The following is a 20466-nucleotide window of genomic DNA, read 5'->3' on the forward strand; positions in this document are numbered from 1 at the left end:
TTCAACGAAGATACAAAACAAAAAAAGATTCAAAAAGGGATAAGGCTAATTAGTCTTATCCCTTTATTGTTTTGAGGATTCATTAAACGGCTTATTTAGCAAGGATTTTATACCTTCTGAAAGGCTTTTAGCCATCACAATCCTTTTGCCATCACTTACAACAATTCTTGTCAGTGTAGGTAAGCCTCCTTGGCTTGCCTTTAGATAAACTGGTTCAACATATAATAGTGATCGTCCTATTGGTAATACAAGAAGATTACCTTGAATTACTTCTGAACCTGCTCTATCCCAAAGACTAAATTGCTGACTAATTTCTGGATTTTGATTAATAAGAGCCTGAATCTGCTCTGGTCCAAAGATTGTTGTTTGACTAGGGAACCTTAGTAAAACCAATTTCCCATAATTGTCTCCGTCATTCCTAGCGGCCAACCAGGCCGAAAGATTAGGTCTTGCTAGTGGAGAAAGGGGTTGCAGTAGCAAGAACTCCGACCCTTCATTTGGGCCAAGCTGGGCCGTAATGTGATAAGGCTCTACAGGAACTTGTTTTTTGCCATAAAGCTCTACTGGTACTTGCCAAATATCATCTCCGCTGTAAAAAGTTCTTGGATCCTTTACATGATATCGAAGAAGTTGCTGAACCTGTATATCAAACAATTCTGTCGGAACTTTTAGATGCTTTCTTATATTTTTTGGCATTTTACTAACAGGTAGAAACAATTCTGGGAAAATTTTGTTCCAACCCTTAATCAAAGGATCATCTGGTTCAGTTATATATAGATAAACTTTACCGCTATAGGCATCTACAACGGCCTTAACAGAATTCCGAATATACCTTAGAGGATTTCCATCAGGCAGACTAGATGAGTAGGGATAAGTTCGTGATGTAGTAAAACCTTCAACAATCCAATACTGATATTGTGAATCTTGATATCCTTGATTAGTTTTATCAATTGATACTGATATAAGGTATGGGTCACCCATTATCGATATAAAAGGGGCTAAAGCCTTGATTCTTTGTCTAACTTCCCGTTTAATTAGTAATTTTGAGTCTTTATTTATAACGCCTGTAGTTAATATACGTGGTTCACTTAAATATATTGCTGCAGCAAACCTTGTTAAAGGTGATGATAAGGATACTCCCGCTGAACCTGCATAATGATTAAAAATATTCTTATCTCCTTCTGGGTAATCTAGCTCTTCTAAATTTGTAGGTGCTATAGCATAGGGGGAAGGCAGCATGCCAAAATATAATGCAGCTCTTCCTATAGGAATGGAGTTTGAAACGTCCTCTTTCTCAATCTCCAGGGACTTACTGCCTTCTATGCGGGTGGATTCACCCAAATCACTTATAAAATAATCAGGTAGCCCATCCTCTGCTTTAGTATTAACTGGGCTAAGTGTAAATCCATAACCGTGAGTGAATACAAAATGCCTATTTAGCCAGGTTCTTGAACTATCTGGAAGTATTTCCTGATCTAATTCTCTAGCTGTAATCATTACTTGCTGCAATTCATCTGAACCTTTCTTCAGCTTGTATCTATCTACTGCAGCATTTGAAAATTGATAATACACTCTTAATTGTTGAAGTTGTCTATTTGTAGCTAATAATGGCTGACTGTCCCATAGCCTTATGTTCTTCAATGTATTAGAGGCCTCTTCAACGTCTTTTTTAGTTAATCTAGGTTGAGGGTTAAGTAGTCTAGTTGAAATCGAATCCAGTTGGAAAGCTTTTCTAGTTGAACTAATTGCTCTTACAAAGTATGGTGTTTCTAATGTTAATTCTCTAGGCCTCACAAATATCCATTGTATAAACGGAGCGATAAATATTTCAACAACACCAAGAACCAACAATAGAGCCGCCAGGAAAATACGAAGAATCCTTCTATATGGGAAGGATTTTATCGGAATCAATAATAATGCGACTAAAAATAAAGCTACGGAGGCAGAAGTTCTTACAGGGTGTATTAGATTTAAATCTAGCCAGCCAGCACCAGGAACAATTCCATCCTGGGCCCAAAGAAGTTGATGTCTAGAAAGCCATAGAAGTGAAGCAGAGCAAAAAATAATTATAATAACTAATGGCCTTAAATACATCTTCTGAGATGGAGTTAACATTGAAGAGTTCCATTCTGATAACCTAGGCCTTTTAGTAAGATGACTCCAATAGGCACAGCTTGCAGTCAATATTGAAACTATTAAAACTAAAAGTAGACCAAAGGTTATTGCTGGAAATTTACCTAGGGCAAAACTTATGTCTGAATTGTTTACCGGTTCAACCAAACCTGATTGGGGAATGGCCAACGAAATAGACCACAAACCCCAAGACCTTGAAACAATAAAACTAAAAAGTAAAAAGCCAATTTGATTAACGATTCGAGATCCAATATCACTTCTAAATAAAAGATAAATGCTCAGGATTAGAAATGAGATAATAATATAGGTATTAAAGACATTACCTAAGGGCCTGGAAAACCACGAGGTGACATTAAAAGGGTCATAAATGGCTGTTATCGAAAGTCTTGAAAGCAGGAATAGTTGTGTTGTAATTATCAAGAGAAATAATACTAAGACCAAAGAATACTTCCAGCCTTTAAATGCTATTTCAGATAAATTAGGTTTTTTATAACGGTCAAGTTTGTTCCACCTTTTAAGCCAGTGGTAACTGACAAAAGAAAGTATTGCACCTAGAGAAAAACCAATAAGTTGGAAGGCTAAGGTTTTAATGTAAACAACCTCTAGGTTAAATTGATGAAACCAAACCCATTCAATATGAGCTCTTGCCAAAAAGATTGTTAATACCAGGCCGAGAGCAAAATATATGATCCCAATAAGGCGTCTTTTCATATCTATAATGAGGTTCTTTTTGAACGTTCAAGAAGGGGCATCCTGGCAAACGAATATGAGCTGTAAACTTAATTCTGAGGCATATGCTCTAATTCTGCCAGTCTTCTGAACTGTTCCGCATTAAGTGTTTCCTCAACAATTAATACATCTACAAGTTTATCCATAACTTCTCGTTGGGATTCCAAAATCCCTACAGCTTTCAGCATGGCTGTGTTGGCAAGGGTTCGGACTTGTTCATCAATGACCTTGCCAGTTGAATCGGCATATGTAGGTTTTGTCTGTATTAGGTTTTTCCCAAGGAATACTTGTTTGTTCCCTGTTTCAAGGGCAATTGGCCCAAGGGGCGAAAATCCAAACTTTGTAACCATCTCTCTAGCAATTGAGGACACATTTTGTAGGTCACTACTTGCACCTTGGGTAATTTCGTTAGGTCCAAAAACAATTAGTTCTGCAGCTCTCCCACCAAGGGCAACTACTAAACGAGCGAAGAGATAATTTTTAGAGAACAAACCAGAATCTATTGCTTCCTCATCGGGCCAAAACCTTGTAAAGCCACCTATACCCCCAGTCCTTGGAAGAATTGAAACTTTATCTACTTTGTCAGCATGAGGCATATGTGCCGCGACCAATGCATGGCCTATTTCATGATAAGCAATTAACCTCTTTTTTGAATCATCCTGCAGCGGTGGAGAAGCTAATCCCAGTGTGATCCTCTCTAGAGCAAACTCTATTTGCTTATTAGTTATCTGGGTTTTATTTTCTCTAGCAGTAAGTATTGCGGCCTCGTTAAGAAGGTTAGATAATTGAGCGCCGGAAAATCCTGGAGTCCGAAGTGCCCAATCACTTAGTCTTACTTCATCTGCTAAAGGTCTACTTCTAGCATGAACAGACAATATCCCTTCTCTACCTTTTTTATCAGGAAGATTAACGAATATTGTTCGATCAAAACGACCTGGTCGCATTAATGCTGTATCTAGAACGTCAGCTCTATTAGTAGCTGCAAGAACTATCACCCCGGAATTATCTGCAAAGCCATCCATTTCTGTAAGCAATTGATTCAGGGTTTGTTCACGCTCATCATTACCTCCTCCTATACCGGCTCCTCTTTGTCTACCAACAGAATCAATTTCATCAATAAATATAAGGCAAGGCGATTTTTCCTTAGCCTTCTTAAACATATCTCGAACTCTACTAGCTCCAACTCCTACAAATAATTCTACAAACTCTGAGCCTGCTATAGAAAAGAAAGGAACACCTGCTTCTCCAGCTATAGCTTTTGCTAAAAGTGTTTTTCCTGTACCTGGGAGTCCGACTAGAAGGACTCCTTTGGGTATTTTTGCGCCCAATTTCGTAAAAGTTTCAGGGTGTCGGAGAAAGGTTATTACCTCTTCCAATTCTAATTTGGCATCATCTATTCCCTCTACATCCTCAAACCTAATATCTATTGAAGTTAGGGGCTTTAATCTTGCGTCAGTTCTGGTAAAGCCCATCGCCCTATTAGCAGCTTGTGCAGACCTCCTAAGCAGGAAAGAAAGACCAAGAACAACAATGACAACCAACCCCAAATTTCCTAACATTCCTGCCATTGCTTCTTCTTCCCTGACATCCTTAACTTCAAGCGGGACATTCGATATTTTTGCCACTTCAAGTATCTGTTGATCATCAGGCAGTATTGAAACTATTTCCTTACTTCCATTATTTAGTGTGACAATAACTTGTCTCCGTTTGGGGATTAGTAAAAGGGACTTAACTTCACCAGAGCTGATGTTTGAAATTAATTGGCTATAGCTCAGGGGATTCATTTTATATAGAAAGAGATGTCTGTTTGGACTAGAAAGTTCTTATTTGAACAGAGCTCAAATTAATTTAAGGTAATCATCGCAGCAGGTTTATAGGAGATTCCTATGACTGTAGTTGTTCATTTTAAAGACTAGCCATTTGACGATAGGCGTCATAAGGATGGATGATGGTATGGATATATTCAAAAACCCGCCTGAGATGGCTGTACCGAAGAAAAAAACCTCAAAAAGCAAACGCAACCAGAGACACGCCGTATGGAAGGCCAAGGCTGCAACAGCTGCTCAAAAGGCTCTATCTATTGGGAAGTCTGTCCTAAGTGGAAGAGCACAGGGATTTGTATACCCAATGGATGAAGCCGAGGAAAGTGAGGACTAGGACTCCTGGGAGGCGCTTGCTTTAGGCTTTACAAAGTGGATGTGATAAGCCTATTTGGAACTAGTTGGGGGAGGCTTTGTACCCAAAAAAACAAAAGTCCCTAAACCCAGCAACAAATTTGGATGTTTAAGAACCAAGCTTGAATGCTTCCAGAACTACAGCATATACAGCACCAATACGGAAATTATCCAAGGCGAGCCAGGACATAGGCCATGGCTGGGTACGTACCCTTGTCCTTAGCCTCACAAGAACCTCCACAGAAACGACCATAACTAATGAAATCAATGGCCTTCCGAGAATTTCTTTTCCTATCCCAAGTTCACTAGCAACCAGAAAGCCGACTAGTAAAGAAATCAACCCGAGACTACGCTTCCTCCAGGACCCAAAAAAGGATTGGGAAAAATAGCCACCGGTATATTTCTGAAATTTATCAAAACGAGTTTTTTGAAGACTCATTTTGGTGTCACTTCAAGTAATTGTCGTAAATACTCCAGCGTGATTTGCCCTCCATGGCAAGGGGGACCTTTCAATACGGAACAAAGGTTGCTTTCCTGTCCTAGATGATTGACTATAGAGTTTGCCAATTCCAATTCCTTATAGGAGCCATTATTCCAAGCAGGCAATGTAATTAAACAAATTAAATTTGCCTCAATTGCCGCACACATTCCTATTCGTGAATCCTCAATAACTACTATGTCGGAAACTTTAGATTTACTTTTTTCTATTGCCAAAAGATAAGCTTCAGGTGATGGTTTTTTTAGCCTTACTTCATCACCACAGACAAAGCCATCAAAGGGATTCCTCGCTTTCCCAAAGTTTGTCTCCATAAAAGCTTGAACAGCTGTATTACTACTTGTAGTAACAATCCATTGGTTAACACCATTCTCGCAAAGTTCAGTAGTTAGTCTTTTAACTCCAGGCCTAAGTCTAATTTGTCCATTAGATAAGATTTTAGTATATATGTCTTGCTTGCATAGATGTATCTCCAAAATTTCATTCTCACTTAAATCCACCAAGAGACTGCTTGCAAACGCCCTTATACGATTCAGCCCGCCCCCGATTCCCAAGAGTTTGCAATAGGTGTCAGGATCCCAATGCCAATCCAGCCCAGCTTCCAAAAACGCTTTATTAAATGCCACTCGATGACCATGAATCTCTGTATCAGCGAGAGTCCCATCTAAGTCCCAAAAAACAGTTTTTAGCTCAGGCATAAAACACTAATAACTAGCAAAAGACCTTTAAATTCATATGAGGCTTTAGAGGAGGAAAACTAAATGTCGCAACTAGCCTTCTCCAAATATATCCCTGCATCATGGTCTGTCCCTACCGACGTAGGGACAGACCCGTTGCCAGAGCTAACCATCTCCCCTTGCCTTAGGGCTCTTTTAAGTCGTAGGGGCTTCAAGGATGAGCTTGAAGTCAAAAATTTCTTTAAATCCAAAGAACCAAGGGACCCTGTAAACGACTTTCCAGATCTAAAAGTTGCTCTAGAAAGAATACAGATAGCCTGTAAGGACAAGGAAAAAATCGCTATTTGTGGGGATTACGATGCCGACGGAATGACAAGTACATCATTACTACTTAATAGTTTGGGCGCTCTAGGGTGCGAACCAATACCTCTAATACCTAATCGACTTGATGATGGCTATGGCCTCTCAGAAAGAATGGTAAGAGAAGTGGCTTCTAAAGATATTAAATTAATTATTACGGTAGACAATGGTGTTAGTGCAATAGAAGCGATTCTTCTTGCAAGAGAACTATCAATAGAAATCATATTGTCTGATCATCATACTATCCCAAACTCACTTCCTCCTGTACTAGCGTTAATTCATCCTTCTACAACACCTAAGGATTCACCTTATAGATCATTGGCCGGTGTAGGCCTAGCTTTTATCATTACCTTATCTCTCTATAAGTTTGTAAATAGCAAAGTATCCACCAACAGCTATAGAGATTTATTTTGCATTGGTACCATCGCTGATATGGCGCCTCTAATAGGAGCAAATAGGTATTACCTAAAGAAAGGCTTAGCTTCCATTAATAAAAGTCAGTGTATAGGCCTGCGATCACTGGTTGAAATTAGTGGATTAGACAAGAATTCAATACGAGCAAGTGATATTGGATTTAAACTAGCACCAAGAATAAACGCAGTTGGGAGATTAGGTGAACCGAGCCTAATTATTGACCTGCTTACGGCTAAAAGTGAGAAAACAGCATACAATCTAGCCAGAGAGTGTGACAAGTTAAATAGACTTAGGAGAAATCTTTGCGAGGGTATAGAAGCTGAGGTACTAGCACTAATTGAAGCAGATCGAGAAGAAATTCCCTCCTTCATACTCATCGCTCAAAACCATTGGCACCAAGGTGTTATAGGTATTGTTGCATCAAGAATTATGGAACGCTTCGATCGGCCCACTGCAATTCTAACCGCGAATAGTAAAGGGATCTTTCAAGGGTCAGCAAGGGCTCCTGAGGGGTTTTCTCTACCGGATGCTCTTGACACATGTTCAACTGATCTTATAAAGTATGGCGGTCATCCAGCAGCTGCAGGTTTTAGTGTTAGCCCCTCTAAACTGGCTTCACTACATAAAGGTCTTATAAACTTTTCAGATAAACATTATAAGCGAGAAATGAATCCCTCAAGATCTATTACACCAGAAGTTTTAATTAGACTAAAGGATATAGATTGGCCTCTTTGGAAAGAGATTGAAGATCTTGAGCCTTTTGGGATCGGTAATCCGCAACCACTTTTTTGGGCCAGTAATTGTACTGTTGTTAAAAAGAAGTTATTTAGTTCAAGGCACTTAAGCTTAACTTTAAAGCAAGATAACCATATTAAGACTGCGATTGAGTTTAACTCATCTCGTACTACAGTCATAGCAGATAATGTTGATATTGCTTTTAAGATAAATTTGAATAATTGGCAGGGCAGGTCAAGTTTTCAACTAGAAATTGTAGATCTTAGACCTCATCTAACGACATCAATAATTGCTAGAGGAGATAGATTATATAAATGCTGTCTTAAAGAAAAAAATATTATTTCAATCATAAATAAAAATGGTGAGGAAGCAAGGGCCAAGGTATCCAACCATGGTGATATAGGAAATATTGAATATAATAAACAGGGCTCATATATCAGAAGCCTGTTTATTGATGCTTCAATAGCACTAGGTGTAAGGTTATAAATTCAGTTGATTATTTACTACGAAATCAATCATTAAAGCCCGAGTAGTGATTCGAAATCACTACTCGGGCTTTAATAATTGGTCTAGATGGAACTTTTTAGAAAAAGTTTGTAAGACGAGGATTACTCCTTACCCATTAGAGCTAGATGATCTACTGCAGGAGTTCCAATTCTGTAGAAGATAAGAGCAATGATGGCTGGCCCTGCAAGCACAACGGCTGCAAGAGGTATGAGGTTGCCCATGAGTTGATTTGGATTAGTAAGTTGAGTTTACTAGTGTCTGCGACACTCCATTGCCTAAGCTAAAAGAACTTAGACAATAATTGTGAGGTTCATGCCCACCAATGTGACGCGTTGTCACAGCTTTGGCCATATGCCATGAAGAACCAGAACTGGAAATGCATTAAAGGATGCGGAGCCTGTTGCAGGATTGAACCTCTAGAACGCCATGAGGCACTAAAGGTCCTCTCAGAAACCCAACTTGCCAAATACCTAGATATGGTTGGTGAGGATGGGTGGTGCCGTCATTACAACCTCTCTACCAAATCCTGTTCTATATATTCTGAGCGACCTGATTTTTGTAGGGTTTCGAATCTGTCAATTCTCTTTGATATACCAGAAGATTCCGCAGAGGCATTTGCTATCAAATGCTGCAGAGATCAAATAAATTCAGTCTATGGGGGAAGAAGCGTTATCAAAAAGCAATTCGAAAAAGCCCTCCGTTCCTCTAAGCCCAAATGACTGACAACCTTGATTCAAAAACAACTGCACAGAGCTCAGATGAAAATGATGATTCCAAGGGATTCCTTGTTGTCGCATTAACTACCTTTACAACAGTCTTCATTGCTGAAATCGGTGACAAGACTCAATTAGCAACTCTTCTTCTTTCGGCTCAGTCGGGAAAACCAGTTACAGTTTTTTGTGGAGCTGCATTAGCACTGATTTCATCTAGTCTTGTGGGGGTCTTGTTGGGTCAGTGGTTAACAAAGATACTTGCTCCAGAAAGATTTGAAGCCATGGCTGGTCTAATGATGTTAGGACTTGGACTATGGATAGGAATTGGATCTCTTAATTCACTATTCATACACTTTCAAACAGCCTGATAATGACTCTTTCACTACTAGTATCTACATTTTTTACAGTTTTTCTAGCTGAATTAGGAGACAAGACACAGCTTGCGACTGTTGCCCTCAGTGGAACATCTAATAGGCCTGGCGCAGTATTTTTTGGTTCAGCATCTGCCTTAGTCCTCGCGAGTTTATTAGGAGCCCTGGCAGGAGGGTCAATCGCAGAGTTGATTCCTACTGATTACCTAAAGCTATTGGCATCCTTAGGCTTTTTGACAATTGGGGTGAGATTATTGCTCCCAACCTTCAAGATAAAAAGTTCTCTCCAGCAAGAAATTGATGGAAATGAGACTACTGACGCTTAAATTGGCTAGAACATCTGTATAAACACTGGTAGGAGGTAACCACAGAGACCTCCTGAACTAGTAGCACAGATGCCTCAGACCCCTCCATTTCAATGATGCTTTTTACAGTTTCCAGTCTTATAGAACATATAAGACCTCAGGGTGAGATAGAGGTAAAGAAACTTGAAAAGATCCTCAAACTAACGAAAAAGGCAGATCGTCAAAAATTAGAAATAGCAATAAATGCTCTATCAAGACTAGGTTTATTAAAGCAGTTAGATAACGGAATAATTCAGTTAAATGATACGGATAGTTTTGTTGAGGGTAAACTTAGGTGCAGTAGTAAAGGATATTGTTTTGCCTTGAGAGATGACGAAGGAGAAGATATCTACATCAGAGATCAATATTTAAACCATGCATGGAATGGAGACCGCGTATTAGTAAAAGTCACTAGAGAGGGTATAAGAAGGAGGTCCCCAGAGGGCACCATTCAATGTATTTTAGAGAGGTCTACTACTAACCTTCTAGGTGTTGTAGATAAACAAGAAGATGAATTATATGCTCTACCTCTAGATGACAGGTTACTAACAATAATAAAGCTGCCTGAAGCAGATAGTTGTTATTTCCAAGAAAACCCTGAATTAAGCCTTGTTGAAGTAAAGATTGATAAGTACCCTTTAGCACAATTTCCAGCTGAAGGTCATGTCGCTAGGCCATTAACCCTAAAGGGTGGATTATCTGGTGATAGAGATATCTTGTTAACGAAAGCAAGCCTTCAAGATCTTCCGAAGCCTCCTAGGTGTTCTCTCAAAGCAACAAATTCAGCTAATAGACTTGACCTTACAAAGCAACCATCAATCCTCTTAAGAAGTTGGACTTCTGAGAGCAGTCCAACGTTACCTGCTGTACATGTACAACCTCACAATGGAGGATTTCATCTTTGGGTTCATTCACCAGCTATAGCAGAGAGAGTAACAATAGGCAATACACTTGAGAGTTGGTTAAGAGAAAGAAACCAAGCACACTGTCTAGGGGATATATGGATCCCACTATTAAATAAAACGTTAGAAGCCAGAACTAATTTCAAGCTCAATGAAGTACAGGAATCTGTAAGCGTTAAACTAGAAATTGATTCAGAAGGGGATCTAAAAGATTGGGAGTTTGCATTAAGTTCAATTAAACCTGTTGCGGAAGTAAACCAGCAACATCTAGAAGCTATTTCCACGAGAAAGCCAAAAGCTAGAACTATTCCCTCTACATTAAAATCCATAAAGGAAGAGTTGGATCAAATCAATGATTTGATCCACTGCTCAAGAGCATTAAAACGATCTGAAATACAAGCTGGATTAATTGAGCTTGACCTTCCGACACCTGATATAAAACATATTGGTGATTTACGCTTTGTTGATCCTACAAAGATTTTTAACCAATGGACTCTTCCCCTTAATGAACAAGATCCTAATTCATTATTAGCCCCTGTTATAAGGGCTGCATCAAAGGCACTAGGGATTCATCTTAATAGATTAAACATACAACATCTTGCAGTTAACTATGAAGAATTAGCAATTAATAGCCTCAATGAAGTTGCTAAAACCGCACTTGCACTCGATTTGGAATTAGAGTTGACGGATGATGGCAATCCAACGCCAAATGAACTTGCTAGCGCTTTTTCCCAAACTGAATGCAAACGTGTCTTACAAAAACAACTACGTCATGCCCTTCCTGAATTGAAAGTATTTACACACAAACAAAATGACCAAGATACTAATTTAAACGAAATAGGTGAGACTGAAACCAACCAAGAAACAACAATTCATTATGCTAACTGGACTTGCCCAGCGAATCACTACCTTGATATTACAAATCAACAGATACTCGTTAATTTATTAGCCAATGGAAAATCAAGAGCAACTGCAAGGCACAAAATCCAAGTTAACTTAGGGAAAAAGGAATGTTGGTCCGATATTACCTGGGATATATTAAGCCAATCCGTCCAAAGCAACATAGAGTTATTGACTCAAGAAAAATACGTTAATAACATTAACCTAGGAAGAAAACAGGCTGCTGATTTAAATAAGGATATGGTATCAATGTTGCAAGCAAGGTCAGCGGAACATATGGTTGGCCAAATCCAAAAAGCGACTATTAGTGGTGTTCAAAGCTATGGTTTCTTTGCTGAAATCTCCCCTTCTATGTTTGAAGGACTTGTTCACGTAAGTTCTTTAAACGATGACTGGTATGAATATCGATCAAGGCATAATAAACTTGTTGGACGAAAAAGTCGAAAGGTCTATCAAATTGGAGACATTCTAGATGTAAGAGTGTTAAAGGTCGATGTCCTAAGAAATCAAATAGACCTTGAAGTAGCTTCATTACAGGATTCAGATGAGCACCCAAGCGATGAGATTGATGACAGAAATATTGAATCCATAGCCACATCTTCGTCAGATGAAAATGACCAATAGTAAGCCATATGTGTTAGCTATTACAGGAGCATCTGCTCAACAAGTTGCAGAAAGGTGTTTATATTTATTATTAGAGAGTCAATTAACCATTCATCTGGTCCTAAGCAAAGGTGCGCACATAGTATGGCAATCAGAAATTGGCGTAAATGTACCAGTAGACTCTGGGTTACAAGAAAAATTTTGGCGAGAAAGACTTGGAACTTCTAAAGGAAAACTTATTTGCCACAAATGGAATGATCATTCTGCTTCTATTGCAAGTGGAAGTTTTCGAACAAAAGGTATGATTGTTCTTCCATGTACTATGGGCACTATAGGAAGAATAGCCTCAGGGATTTCTTCTGATTTAATAGAACGTTGTGCCGATGTACATTTGAAAGAAAATAGACCATTAATACTTGCTCCTAGAGAAACTCCTTTAAGTCTGGTTCATCTTCGTAATCTAACTAGCCTTACTGAAGCTGGAGCAAAGATATACCCGCTTATACCTTCCTGGTATTCGAAGCCCGAGACATTAGAGGACATTATAGACTTTCTAGTTATTAGATTATTTGATCATTTTGATGAAGAACTAAAGAACATACAACGTTGGCAAGGAGGAATTTAATGAATCGTTTACAAAAAATATTAATCATCCCAATTGTCATTCCAATTTGTACCGTTATTTTTGTCGGTGTACTCAACCTCAATAAGCCTGTAACTTTTAGGCTTTTAGCTTGGAGGACACCAGCCACAAGTATGGGTCTTTGGATGGCTATTGGGGCTTCCTCAGGTGGACTTCTGGGCCTCTTATCATCATTACCATCAAGTTATGAAACATTAGCCCTTAAACGCAAAGTTCGAAAAAGAATAGACATTAATAATAATCCATTTTTCACGGAGGAGGATGAGGTCTCAGACGATTTAGAAGAAACTATAAATTCTAAGGAAGAAAGCTTACCTATAACCGAGTTTCCACCAGAGAGAGATTTAAGAGATCCTGCACCTACAGTTTCTGTTCCATATCGAGTTATACAAAACAAAAAGAGAGTTGCTTCCGTGGAATATGCCAATATTGAGGCAGAAGATAGTTACCACGAAAAAGTAGACTATTACGATGAAGATATCCCTCAAATAAACAACATGGAAATGTCAGAAGAAGAAAAATTGGACTGGCAAGATCAGGATTTTGAGCATTGGTAGCCCTTATATTCCCAAAAGGTCAACTATTGTTTTAATCTGTCTAATGAAAAGCACCGTCTAAAGTAAGTACATTTTTATAAAAGGGCTTCTTATGGTGATCGAATCCCAAGCAAATTCAGAACCAGATCACAATTCAAACTCCGAAAAGCAGTCAAATACAACCCAACAGACTCCACCACCTAAGCCCAAGCCGGAGGAAAAGCCTTTTAAGGACTTTATTCGTGAGGATTTCTTCCAAGCAATAAAAGAGCAACTCAGAAAGGAACAGATAGGCATGAGCTCGCTTGAGCTTGTTGAGGGAGATAGGCCTGTAGTCGGTGGTAAATGCTTTATGGTTCAAGGATGCTTGCTATCAGGTAGGCGGTTTTGGCTGTGTTTTGATGCTGACTCGATCAAGTCAGGAAAAACAATTGCCTTGGCTGAATCCGGAGCAGAGCCTAGTCTTCTGGAATCATTCCTTATAGATGAGAAGCGCATTACGTTGGCCCTTCTAGTTTCTAGACTCCTTCAAAGGCTTAATGGGCAAAAGTGGCTAGGCAGCAACTAAAAGATTTTCAAATCTTTAAATTAGTTTCATTAAGTTGGGTGCATCCAACATGAATCTCACAATTAAAGAACTTAAAAGGCTATATTTGGTCTAGTGAGCCTTATAGCCAAAAGACGGCTAAGCCTTATGACTTTTAGTTAATCCTTCTCTTAGTCCCTACGTAAAAAGTAGCGACTAAAGATACTAAAAGTAATTAAACTTGCCTTAAATTATTTGCAAACATCTAAAAAAGCCAACGATCGCCCACAAAAGGATTCTAGATCTATTGATCTAGAATGGCGCAGTAAACTTGAAGACCTTATAAACAAAGGAATATCAGCAGGAGCGGATTTCGTTGAAATATTTATTGAACAAACAGATAATATAGGAGTCTTAGCTGAAGAGGATTGCGTAACAAGTGTCAGTCCTTCATATGGAATAGGTGCAGGAATAAGAGTCTTTAGAGATCTAAAGGATGGTTTTTATAGTACTAACGACCTTAGCCAGAATGGGTTAACTAGAGCACTCTGCCAGGCCCTCGAAATGCTGGGGTTAGACCCAACAACTAATTCGAACCTACAATTCAATGGTTTAAAAAATATCAGTGATTACGCTAAAGAAAAGAAATTGTACTTAACCAGCTGCCCTGTAATCTCTGAAGCTAGTGATAGATTGCTATTAGGGACAAATCTGCTTCTAAAATATAGTAAACATGCAAATGTTCGTAGAGCTAGTTACTCGCGTAATTTTCAACAAGTTCTTATAGCATCGAGTGATGGAACTTTTGCTAGGGATTTTAGGCTAAGTCAATCATCTGGCCTGAATATTATTGTTTCAGATGGTGATCATCGAGCTTCTATAGGAAGAAGGTATGGGTCTTCCTCAAACCCTCAAGATTTATGTAATTGGAATATAGATAGCAGTGCAAGAGATGTCTGTGAAAGTGCTGGTAAAATGTTATATGCAGAATATGTAAATGCCTCTCAAATGCCAGCTATTCTAGCCAATAAGTTTGGAGGAGTTATTTTTCATGAGGCTTGCGGACATCTTTTAGAAACTACACAGATTGAAAGAGGTACATCTCCATTCTCAGAAATGATAGATTGCAAGATTGCTAACACCGCAGTAACTGCAATTGACGAAGGAAGAACCAAAGAAGCCTTTGGGTCAATATCAATAGACGACGAAGGAATGGAGTCACAGAAAACGGTTCTAATAGAGAATGGAATTCTTAAGAACTTCATTAGTGATAGAGCTGGTGAACTGCGGACGGGACACAAACGAACCGGCAGCGGAAGAAGACAAAGTCATAGCTTTGCTGCAGCAAGTAGGATGCGTAATACCTACATTGCAGCTGGAAGCTATACACCCCAGCAATTGATTGCATCCGTAGATGAAGGCCTTTATTGCAAATCTATGGGTGGAGGTAGTGTCGGCCCTACAGGGCAGTTTAATTTCTCAGTAGAAGAGGGATATCTAATTAAAAATGGCCAGCTTGATAAGCCCGTTAAAGGAGCTACATTAATAGGAGAGGCTAAGGAAATAATGCCCAGGATATCAATGTGCGCAAATGATTTAGATCTTGCAGCAGGATTCTGTGGATCTATAAGCGGGAACATCAATGTAACTGTTGGCCAACCACATATAAAGGTGGATTCTATAACTGTAGGAGGTCGATAATTGACGTTATCCAACCACTCCCAACCTTATTCTTTAAATGATGGGCTCAATGTTGAAATTATTAGTCAATTATTTGAAGCTCATGCCGCCAAAGAAGGAATAATAAAGTGGGATTTGGGAGCTTCACAAAGTAGTGATAGTTCTGTTCAAGTTGACAAAGGACAAGCAAAGCAGATGAAAGCTGCTGAAAGGTATTCACTAACAGTGAGGGTATGGAACCATGATGGACTTGTAGGAATTACCAGTACTTCTGATGTTTCTGAAGACGGATTGAGAAATGCCTTTTGTGGAGCAAAAGAAGCTAGCTATTTTGGTAATCCGAATGAGCCACCAGACTTTTCACCTCTTTCTAAAGCACCTTTACCCAAACTAGATAGGCCACTAAAACAATCACAAGGGATTGGATATTTATTCCATAAACTAAAAGATGCAGAAGCTAGTTTATTGGATAGTCACCCCGCGATTAAAACTATACCCTATAACGGCTTAGCAGAGGCATGTACACATAGGCTTTATGTAAATAGTGAAGGAGCTTGTAGACAACAGACTCGAACATACGGAAGCCTTTATTTGTATGCTAGGGCAGAAGAAGCTGGAAGAAAACCACGAAGTGCTGGCGCTATACGTGTAGCATCCGGAAGCCAAGACCTAGATATCCTTGGTTGTGTTGAGGAAGCCTCAATAAGAACAATTAGTCATCTTAATTACTACCCTATTCAAACAGGTAAATACTTAATTTGCTTTTCCCCAGAAGCATTCCTGGACTTAATAGGTTCATTTACCAGCATGTTCAATGCGAGATCTATACTTGATGGAGTAAGCCTAACTAAAAGAGATGCAATCGGCAGTAAAATAGCAGTACCTAAACTTACTATTAATGACAACGCAATTCATATCGGAAATATTGCTGCATCAAGCTTTGATGGTGAAGGAACACCTACAAGAGACCTATGTATAGTAAATGGAGGAATTATTGAAAACTTCCTCCATTCCGAAGCTACTGCTAGAGAATTTGGGGTTAACCCTACTGGACATGCGGGTATAGGATCTAAGGTCTCAGTTGGCCCAGACTGGTTAGATATAAAAAGATCCACTACATCTAGTTCATTGCCAGAAGAACTAAACCATACCAATTACGACAATCCTTTTATATTGGTTGAAAGCCTTAATGCACTACATGCAGGTGTTAAGGCAAGTCAAGGTTCTTTTTCCCTTCCTTTTGATGGTTGGCTAGTTAAGGGTGGCGAGCGGATATCAATTGAAGCAGCAACAATCGCAGGAGATATTAGAAATGTTCTTAGTACGATTGTCGAAATCGAAAAGAACCAGAGCATTACACCATCCGGAGCTTGTCCACATGTTTGGGTTGAAGAACTGTCAATTACTGGTGAAGCGTGAAAATAGTCTTTTGGGGAACACCAGAATTTGCAGTTCCGACGCTTGAGGCTTTGGCCTCTAGTAAACATGAAGTTTTAGCTGTAGTTACTCAACCAGATAGAAAACGAGGTAGGGGAGGAAACCTGCAACCATCTCCTGTCAAGAAAACTGCTAAGCAACACGAAATCGATGTTTTATCTCCAGCAAAAATAAAATCAGATACAGAAACAAAAGATAAACTTAATAAGCTTAAAGCTGATATGTACATAGTAGTAGCTTATGGACAGATACTTTCAAAAGATTTACTTAGTCAACCAAGATTTGGATGTTGGAATGGACATGCTTCCTTGCTGCCAAGGTGGAGGGGTGCTGCCCCAATCCAATGGAGTCTAATTTCGGGAGATCCATATACAGGAGTAGGAATTATGCAAATGGAAGAAACACTTGATACAGGTCCATTACTTCTCCAAGAAGAAATAAAGATAGGTACATTAGACAATTCAGAAATTCTATCAAAGAAGTTAAGCAATTCGACTGCTAGGCTTTTTATAAATGCTCTTTCAATAATTGAAGATTATATTTTATTCAATAAAATCGATAGTCTTCCATTAACTTCACAAGATTCTATAGGCAAAGAAGTTACATACGCAAGATGTATATCAAAAGGTGATCTAGTAATAAACTGGAAATCATCGGCATCAGATATCCATAGAAAAGTCATGGGACTCTACCCCAATTGTTATACTACATTTAATCAAAAAAGAATCAAGATATTAGATTCAGAGCCGATGACCAAAGCTTCATCAAAAAGAATGACAAATCAAGAGAATTCAATGTTTGGTCCCGGAAGTCTTAAAGAAGTAATTAATGGAAACTCAATAGTTGTATCTACATCAACAGAGGACCTGCTGATTAAACAAGCTCAAGTTGAAGGTAAAAAGCCTGTTAGCGGTGATGTTGCGGCTAAACAACTTAAGATGAAGGCCTCAGATAGTTTCGACAGCAAGACTGATGTCTAGTCAACATATAGCTCATATGACTTTTGACAGGCCTCATCAATTTCTGCTTCTGATAAATAATTTGCCTCAATACAGATATTAGCAATTCTTCTTTTAAGAGAAAGATCGTTATCAGTCTCAAAAAAAAGATTCCCGGCTGATAGTATTCTAAACTTTAATGCTTCTATTAACTTTGCTCTGATAACTTGCTTTGACAAAGCGTAGTATGAATCAGTTGATATTCCTAGTCTAACTGGAAACGAAGTATCTATACTTGAAATGTAGGGAGCGAGAATCTCCAATACATATGGAGATTGATGGTGAATAGTTTTAGTAGATCGATGGGGCAGATATATAAAGGATTCCTTTAAAGTAACTCCCAAAGATGTTTGCACTTCTAAAAAAGTTTTCCAAAATGAAAAGTCCTCTGGAGGTACAGTATCAGTCCAGTTGATATTTTTAAATGAATAATTAGGATTTTGCAAATGTATTATTGTAGGTTCAAATGATACATTTATAGTCCCTGGCCAATAAGAGCTGATATCCAACCCATTTTTCTGAAAATAGGGTGTTTGTAATTTAATAGAACCTTCCGGATAAGGTGTTTTTTTAGAACAACCAGAAGCGACCCCATATCCGCTTACTATGTGACCCTCCAGCCAATCAAAACCCTTATCGGAGTAATAAGTGAGCGCAGGCATTACAATCTCCTTGCGGGTTTATAGCGCATCTTAAGAGTGGACTTCTAGCATTATATTTGCAATCTGGATTGCCTATAACCCAATAATCATCATAGAGTGTTGCATCTTTTGGTACAGATTGTTCCTTTACTAAAAGCTTAACAGTAGAAAGAGTATATTTACCATTTAACAAGGTGTACAAGTGTCTTTGTTCAAGTATAAGGTAAGATTTGCCGTTGTTCTGGATCCAACAGCCGGGATAAGGAGTATTCTCTAAAAAGATCTTGTCAATAAGAACCTCAGAGCTGGAATTAACTAAATACAGAAGTTTCCTTGTCTTCATGGTAAAGTGTAATCAGTACGTTTAGAGAAACCCCAAGCAAACAATAATATAATAATTGTCATAACCAACCATTGGGGTATAGTTATGCCGGTAAATAAAAGTAGCACAATCAATTTAAAACCTACAAAACCTACAGCTAGATATCCCGCCATCTCCAATCTTGTAAATTCCTCTAACCAACCCACGAAGAGTCCAGAAGTGAACCTCAAAGCTAATACACCTATAATTGCGCCAGTTATAACAAGAAGAAGTTGATCACTTATCGCAACAGCTGCCGCAACACTATCTATAGAAAATGCTAAGTCTGTAAGTGCCAAAAGTATTACTGTTTTAAGCATGGATACTGATGTGTTTCGAGGTTCGTCGCCATCATTTTCCTTCGAGATTTCACTATTTTCCGTAGATATTAGCTTCCTGACAAAAATGGAGGTGAGATATAACCCTGCGACAAGTTGAATAATTGGGTACTTAAGCACAAGATTAGCAGTTAGGATCAATATGATCCTGAGGACTAAAGCCAAAAGAATTCCTATATTTAAAGCCCAACGTTGACTTTCGAGAGATCCTTGTGATCTAGCTATAGCGGCTAAGGCAATAGCATTATCTGCAGACAAGACAATCTCTAGTGAAACCAATACTGGCAACAAGGGTGCAAGCTCAGCCCACTTATCAACACCATCGAGAAGTGGGCCTAGTGATTCCAACGCTGCAGAATCCATCAGTCAAAGCTTATACATGTGAATTTCAGCATTAACCATCAGGTGTTGGTAAAGTCCTACCATTAAGACTAGAAAAAATCAGATTGATACTCAATATGCGCATCCAGTCAGATCTTTGCCACATTGATCAAAGTCGCTGTGTAGTGAAGGTTTCTGCATTCGAAAATGATGGGGAAAATCTAATTGGAAGCGCATTAGGTGAAGCCAACGGCGCAGAGGATGCCGAATCAAGAGCCCTAAAGCGACTAATGGAAAGGGTCAGCACCGAAAGTTCACTCAACACATCTGACAAAGAGAATCAAGCACACATATTATCCAAGCAAATAGATAAACCCAAACATATAGCGGAAGAATCAAAAAAAGGCGCATCATTTAAGACAAAAGAAGTGATACCCAGTTCAAGTGCAATTCATAATCAAATTCCAAGTGAAGACCCAGAAGACTGGACTGAAGAGCTAGCTCAAGTTGAGCTTGAAATCAAAAGAATAGGCTGGTCAAGAATAGATGAATCTAAATATTTAGATCGTGCTATGGGTTATAGTAGTAGACAGTTAATTACCCAATATAGCGAGCTAATTAGTTATCTTAATCAACTTAAGAAGTTCGTTAAAGATGAGTCACCTGAATCAGCCGATATCCCTTTAAAAAGAGGTGATTTAATAACAGAATCAAACAGTATTCTCAAGGAACTGAACTGGGACATAGCAAAAAGTAGAGCCTATCTCCTTGAATCCATGAAAGTAAAGAGTAGGCAAGACTTATCTGATGAGAAGCTAATGCAATTTAATAATATACTGTTGGAGAAATTAAAATTAAAATTAAATAAGGATTTGAGTTAGGAATTGTATAAATAATATCTTGTTATAGGGAGAAAATATCGTGTTA

21 protein-coding genes are annotated in these 20466 nt (G+C 38.7%); 13 read left to right on the forward strand and 8 right to left on the reverse strand.

Going from position 1 to position 20466, the window contains the following annotated elements; genetic code table 11:
• Nucleotides 1–63: 63 nt before the first annotated feature.
• Entirely contained in the window at nucleotides 64–2844 is a 2781-nt protein-coding gene (locus SOI83_RS01630) for a UPF0182 family protein (protein ID WP_320676874.1), read from the reverse strand.
• 68 nt (nucleotides 2845–2912) lie between these two features.
• Complete coding sequence (ftsH, locus tag SOI83_RS01635) at nucleotides 2913–4646, reverse strand: ATP-dependent zinc metalloprotease FtsH (protein WP_320676875.1); 1734 nt, start codon at nucleotides 4644–4646, stop codon at nucleotides 2913–2915.
• 196 nt (nucleotides 4647–4842) lie between these two features.
• Here ftsH and rpmF point away from each other — a divergent pair, with 196 nt between their 5' ends.
• Nucleotides 4843–5019 (forward strand): 50S ribosomal protein L32, encoded by a 177-nt coding sequence (gene rpmF, locus SOI83_RS01640; RefSeq protein ID WP_320677578.1) that lies wholly within the window; start codon nucleotides 4843–4845, stop codon nucleotides 5017–5019.
• A 126-nt stretch (nucleotides 5020–5145) separates the two neighbouring features.
• On the opposite strand, the gene SOI83_RS01645 is transcribed toward rpmF, so the two are convergent.
• Together SOI83_RS01645 and SOI83_RS01650 are read right to left on the reverse strand one after the other, a co-directional pair.
• Nucleotides 5146–5475 (reverse strand): DUF565 domain-containing protein, encoded by a 330-nt coding sequence (locus SOI83_RS01645; protein ID WP_320676876.1) that lies wholly within the window; start codon nucleotides 5473–5475, stop codon nucleotides 5146–5148.
• Nucleotides 5472–6230: an HAD-IA family hydrolase gene (locus tag SOI83_RS01650; RefSeq protein ID WP_320676877.1), complete on the reverse strand. Its 759-nt coding sequence runs from the start codon at nucleotides 6228–6230 to the stop codon at nucleotides 5472–5474. Before SOI83_RS01650 ends, SOI83_RS01645 begins: the two co-directional genes overlap by 4 nt.
• A 63-nt stretch (nucleotides 6231–6293) precedes the next feature.
• Here SOI83_RS01650 and recJ point away from each other — a divergent pair, with 63 nt between their 5' ends.
• The gene (gene recJ / locus SOI83_RS01655; protein ID WP_320676878.1) at nucleotides 6294–8204 is read left to right on the forward strand and encodes a single-stranded-DNA-specific exonuclease RecJ; all 1911 of its coding nucleotides are present in this window, start codon (nucleotides 6294–6296) and stop codon (nucleotides 8202–8204) included.
• 122 nt (nucleotides 8205–8326) lie between these two features.
• Here recJ and psb30 read toward each other — a convergent pair whose 3' ends face one another.
• Nucleotides 8327–8446: a photosystem II reaction center protein Ycf12/Psb30 gene (psb30, locus tag SOI83_RS01660; protein WP_320676879.1), complete on the reverse strand. Its 120-nt coding sequence runs from the start codon at nucleotides 8444–8446 to the stop codon at nucleotides 8327–8329.
• Nucleotides 8447–8581: 135 nt separating this feature from the next.
• On the opposite strand from psb30, the gene SOI83_RS01665 reads away from it, so the two are divergent.
• The 10 genes from SOI83_RS01665 to fmt all read left to right on the forward strand — a co-directional run bounded on the left by SOI83_RS01665 (nucleotide 8582) and on the right by fmt (nucleotide 17860).
• A complete protein-coding gene (locus SOI83_RS01665; protein WP_320676880.1) occupies nucleotides 8582–8944 on the forward strand; it encodes a YkgJ family cysteine cluster protein in 363 nt (120 codons plus the stop codon).
• A complete protein-coding gene (locus SOI83_RS01670) occupies nucleotides 8941–9306 on the forward strand; it encodes a TMEM165/GDT1 family protein (RefSeq protein WP_320676881.1) in 366 nt (121 codons plus the stop codon). Before SOI83_RS01665 ends, SOI83_RS01670 begins: the two co-directional genes overlap by 4 nt.
• A 2-nt stretch (nucleotides 9307–9308) precedes the next feature.
• Complete coding sequence (locus tag SOI83_RS01675) at nucleotides 9309–9635, forward strand: TMEM165/GDT1 family protein (RefSeq protein ID WP_320676882.1); 327 nt, start codon at nucleotides 9309–9311, stop codon at nucleotides 9633–9635.
• 92 nt (nucleotides 9636–9727) lie between these two features.
• Nucleotides 9728–12079: an RNB domain-containing ribonuclease gene (locus SOI83_RS01680; RefSeq protein ID WP_320676883.1), complete on the forward strand. Its 2352-nt coding sequence runs from the start codon at nucleotides 9728–9730 to the stop codon at nucleotides 12077–12079.
• Nucleotides 12069–12683, forward strand: a complete 615-nt coding sequence (locus SOI83_RS01685) for a flavin prenyltransferase UbiX (protein WP_320676884.1) — start codon at nucleotides 12069–12071, stop codon at nucleotides 12681–12683. Before SOI83_RS01680 ends, SOI83_RS01685 begins: the two co-directional genes overlap by 11 nt.
• Entirely contained in the window at nucleotides 12683–13258 is a 576-nt protein-coding gene (locus tag SOI83_RS01690; RefSeq protein ID WP_320676885.1) for a hypothetical protein, read from the forward strand. Before SOI83_RS01685 ends, SOI83_RS01690 begins: the two co-directional genes overlap by 1 nt.
• 91 nt (nucleotides 13259–13349) lie before the next feature.
• On the forward strand, nucleotides 13350–13805 hold the full coding sequence (locus SOI83_RS01695) for a DUF2996 domain-containing protein (protein ID WP_320676886.1): 456 nt from the start codon (nucleotides 13350–13352) through the stop codon (nucleotides 13803–13805).
• A gap of 213 nt (nucleotides 13806–14018) precedes the next feature.
• The gene (locus SOI83_RS01700; RefSeq protein WP_414153423.1) at nucleotides 14019–15464 is read left to right on the forward strand and encodes a TldD/PmbA family protein; all 1446 of its coding nucleotides are present in this window, start codon (nucleotides 14019–14021) and stop codon (nucleotides 15462–15464) included.
• Nucleotides 15465–16862, forward strand: a complete 1398-nt coding sequence (locus SOI83_RS01705; RefSeq protein ID WP_414153424.1) for a TldD/PmbA family protein — start codon at nucleotides 15465–15467, stop codon at nucleotides 16860–16862. It begins immediately after the preceding gene.
• On the forward strand, nucleotides 16859–17860 hold the full coding sequence (gene fmt, locus SOI83_RS01710) for a methionyl-tRNA formyltransferase (RefSeq protein WP_320676887.1): 1002 nt from the start codon (nucleotides 16859–16861) through the stop codon (nucleotides 17858–17860). Before SOI83_RS01705 ends, fmt begins: the two co-directional genes overlap by 4 nt.
• Here fmt and SOI83_RS01715 read toward each other — a convergent pair.
• Genes SOI83_RS01715 through SOI83_RS01725 form a run of 3 tightly spaced genes read right to left on the reverse strand, consistent with a single transcriptional unit; the run spans nucleotide 17857 to nucleotide 19581 of the window.
• Entirely contained in the window at nucleotides 17857–18540 is a 684-nt protein-coding gene (locus SOI83_RS01715) for a hypothetical protein (RefSeq protein WP_320676888.1), read from the reverse strand. The two genes, fmt and SOI83_RS01715, sit on opposite strands and share 4 nt — an antisense overlap.
• Nucleotides 18512–18862, reverse strand: coding sequence for a DUF6464 family protein (locus SOI83_RS01720; RefSeq protein WP_320676889.1), 351 nt, complete (start codon nucleotides 18860–18862; stop codon nucleotides 18512–18514). The genes SOI83_RS01715 and SOI83_RS01720 overlap by 29 nt, the downstream gene beginning before the upstream one ends.
• Nucleotides 18859–19581 (reverse strand): TerC family protein, encoded by a 723-nt coding sequence (locus SOI83_RS01725; protein ID WP_320676890.1) that lies wholly within the window; start codon nucleotides 19579–19581, stop codon nucleotides 18859–18861. The genes SOI83_RS01720 and SOI83_RS01725 overlap by 4 nt, the downstream gene beginning before the upstream one ends.
• 95 nt (nucleotides 19582–19676) lie before the next feature.
• Here SOI83_RS01725 and SOI83_RS01730 point away from each other — a divergent pair, with 95 nt between their 5' ends.
• Nucleotides 19677–20420 (forward strand): hypothetical protein, encoded by a 744-nt coding sequence (locus SOI83_RS01730; protein ID WP_320676891.1) that lies wholly within the window; start codon nucleotides 19677–19679, stop codon nucleotides 20418–20420.
• The last annotated feature ends 46 nt before the right edge of the window (nucleotides 20421–20466 follow it).

The organism is Prochlorococcus sp. MIT 1300 (assembly GCF_034092375.1).
GTDB lineage: Bacteria > Cyanobacteriota > Cyanobacteriia > PCC-6307 > Cyanobiaceae > MIT-1300.

What these genes read in the sequence shown, in the direction of transcription:
- SOI83_RS01630 (WP_320676874.1), bottom strand. Translation starts at nt 2,844, where the DNA reads ATGAAAAGACGCCTTATTGGGATCATATATTTTGCTCTCGGCCTGGTA.
- ftsH (WP_320676875.1), bottom strand. Translation starts at nt 4,646, where the DNA reads ATGAATCCCCTGAGCTATAGCCAATTAATTTCAAACATCAGCTCTGGT.
- rpmF (WP_320677578.1), top strand. Translation starts at nt 4,843, where the DNA reads ATGGCTGTACCGAAGAAAAAAACCTCAAAAAGCAAACGCAACCAGAGA.
- SOI83_RS01645 (WP_320676876.1), bottom strand. Translation starts at nt 5,475, where the DNA reads ATGAGTCTTCAAAAAACTCGTTTTGATAAATTTCAGAAATATACCGGT.
- SOI83_RS01650 (WP_320676877.1), bottom strand. Translation starts at nt 6,230, where the DNA reads ATGCCTGAGCTAAAAACTGTTTTTTGGGACTTAGATGGGACTCTCGCT.
- recJ (WP_320676878.1), top strand. Translation starts at nt 6,294, where the DNA reads ATGTCGCAACTAGCCTTCTCCAAATATATCCCTGCATCATGGTCTGTC.
- psb30 (WP_320676879.1), bottom strand. Translation starts at nt 8,446, where the DNA reads ATGGGCAACCTCATACCTCTTGCAGCCGTTGTGCTTGCAGGGCCAGCC.
- SOI83_RS01665 (WP_320676880.1), top strand. Translation starts at nt 8,582, where the DNA reads ATGAAGAACCAGAACTGGAAATGCATTAAAGGATGCGGAGCCTGTTGC.
- SOI83_RS01670 (WP_320676881.1), top strand. Translation starts at nt 8,941, where the DNA reads ATGACTGACAACCTTGATTCAAAAACAACTGCACAGAGCTCAGATGAA.
- SOI83_RS01675 (WP_320676882.1), top strand. Translation starts at nt 9,309, where the DNA reads ATGACTCTTTCACTACTAGTATCTACATTTTTTACAGTTTTTCTAGCT.
- SOI83_RS01680 (WP_320676883.1), top strand. Translation starts at nt 9,728, where the DNA reads ATGATGCTTTTTACAGTTTCCAGTCTTATAGAACATATAAGACCTCAG.
- SOI83_RS01685 (WP_320676884.1), top strand. Translation starts at nt 12,069, where the DNA reads ATGACCAATAGTAAGCCATATGTGTTAGCTATTACAGGAGCATCTGCT.
- SOI83_RS01690 (WP_320676885.1), top strand. Translation starts at nt 12,683, where the DNA reads ATGAATCGTTTACAAAAAATATTAATCATCCCAATTGTCATTCCAATT.
- SOI83_RS01695 (WP_320676886.1), top strand. Translation starts at nt 13,350, where the DNA reads ATGGTGATCGAATCCCAAGCAAATTCAGAACCAGATCACAATTCAAAC.
- SOI83_RS01715 (WP_320676888.1), bottom strand. Translation starts at nt 18,540, where the DNA reads ATGCCTGCGCTCACTTATTACTCCGATAAGGGTTTTGATTGGCTGGAG.
- SOI83_RS01720 (WP_320676889.1), bottom strand. Translation starts at nt 18,862, where the DNA reads ATGAAGACAAGGAAACTTCTGTATTTAGTTAATTCCAGCTCTGAGGTT.
- SOI83_RS01725 (WP_320676890.1), bottom strand. Translation starts at nt 19,581, where the DNA reads ATGGATTCTGCAGCGTTGGAATCACTAGGCCCACTTCTCGATGGTGTT.
- SOI83_RS01730 (WP_320676891.1), top strand. Translation starts at nt 19,677, where the DNA reads ATGCGCATCCAGTCAGATCTTTGCCACATTGATCAAAGTCGCTGTGTA.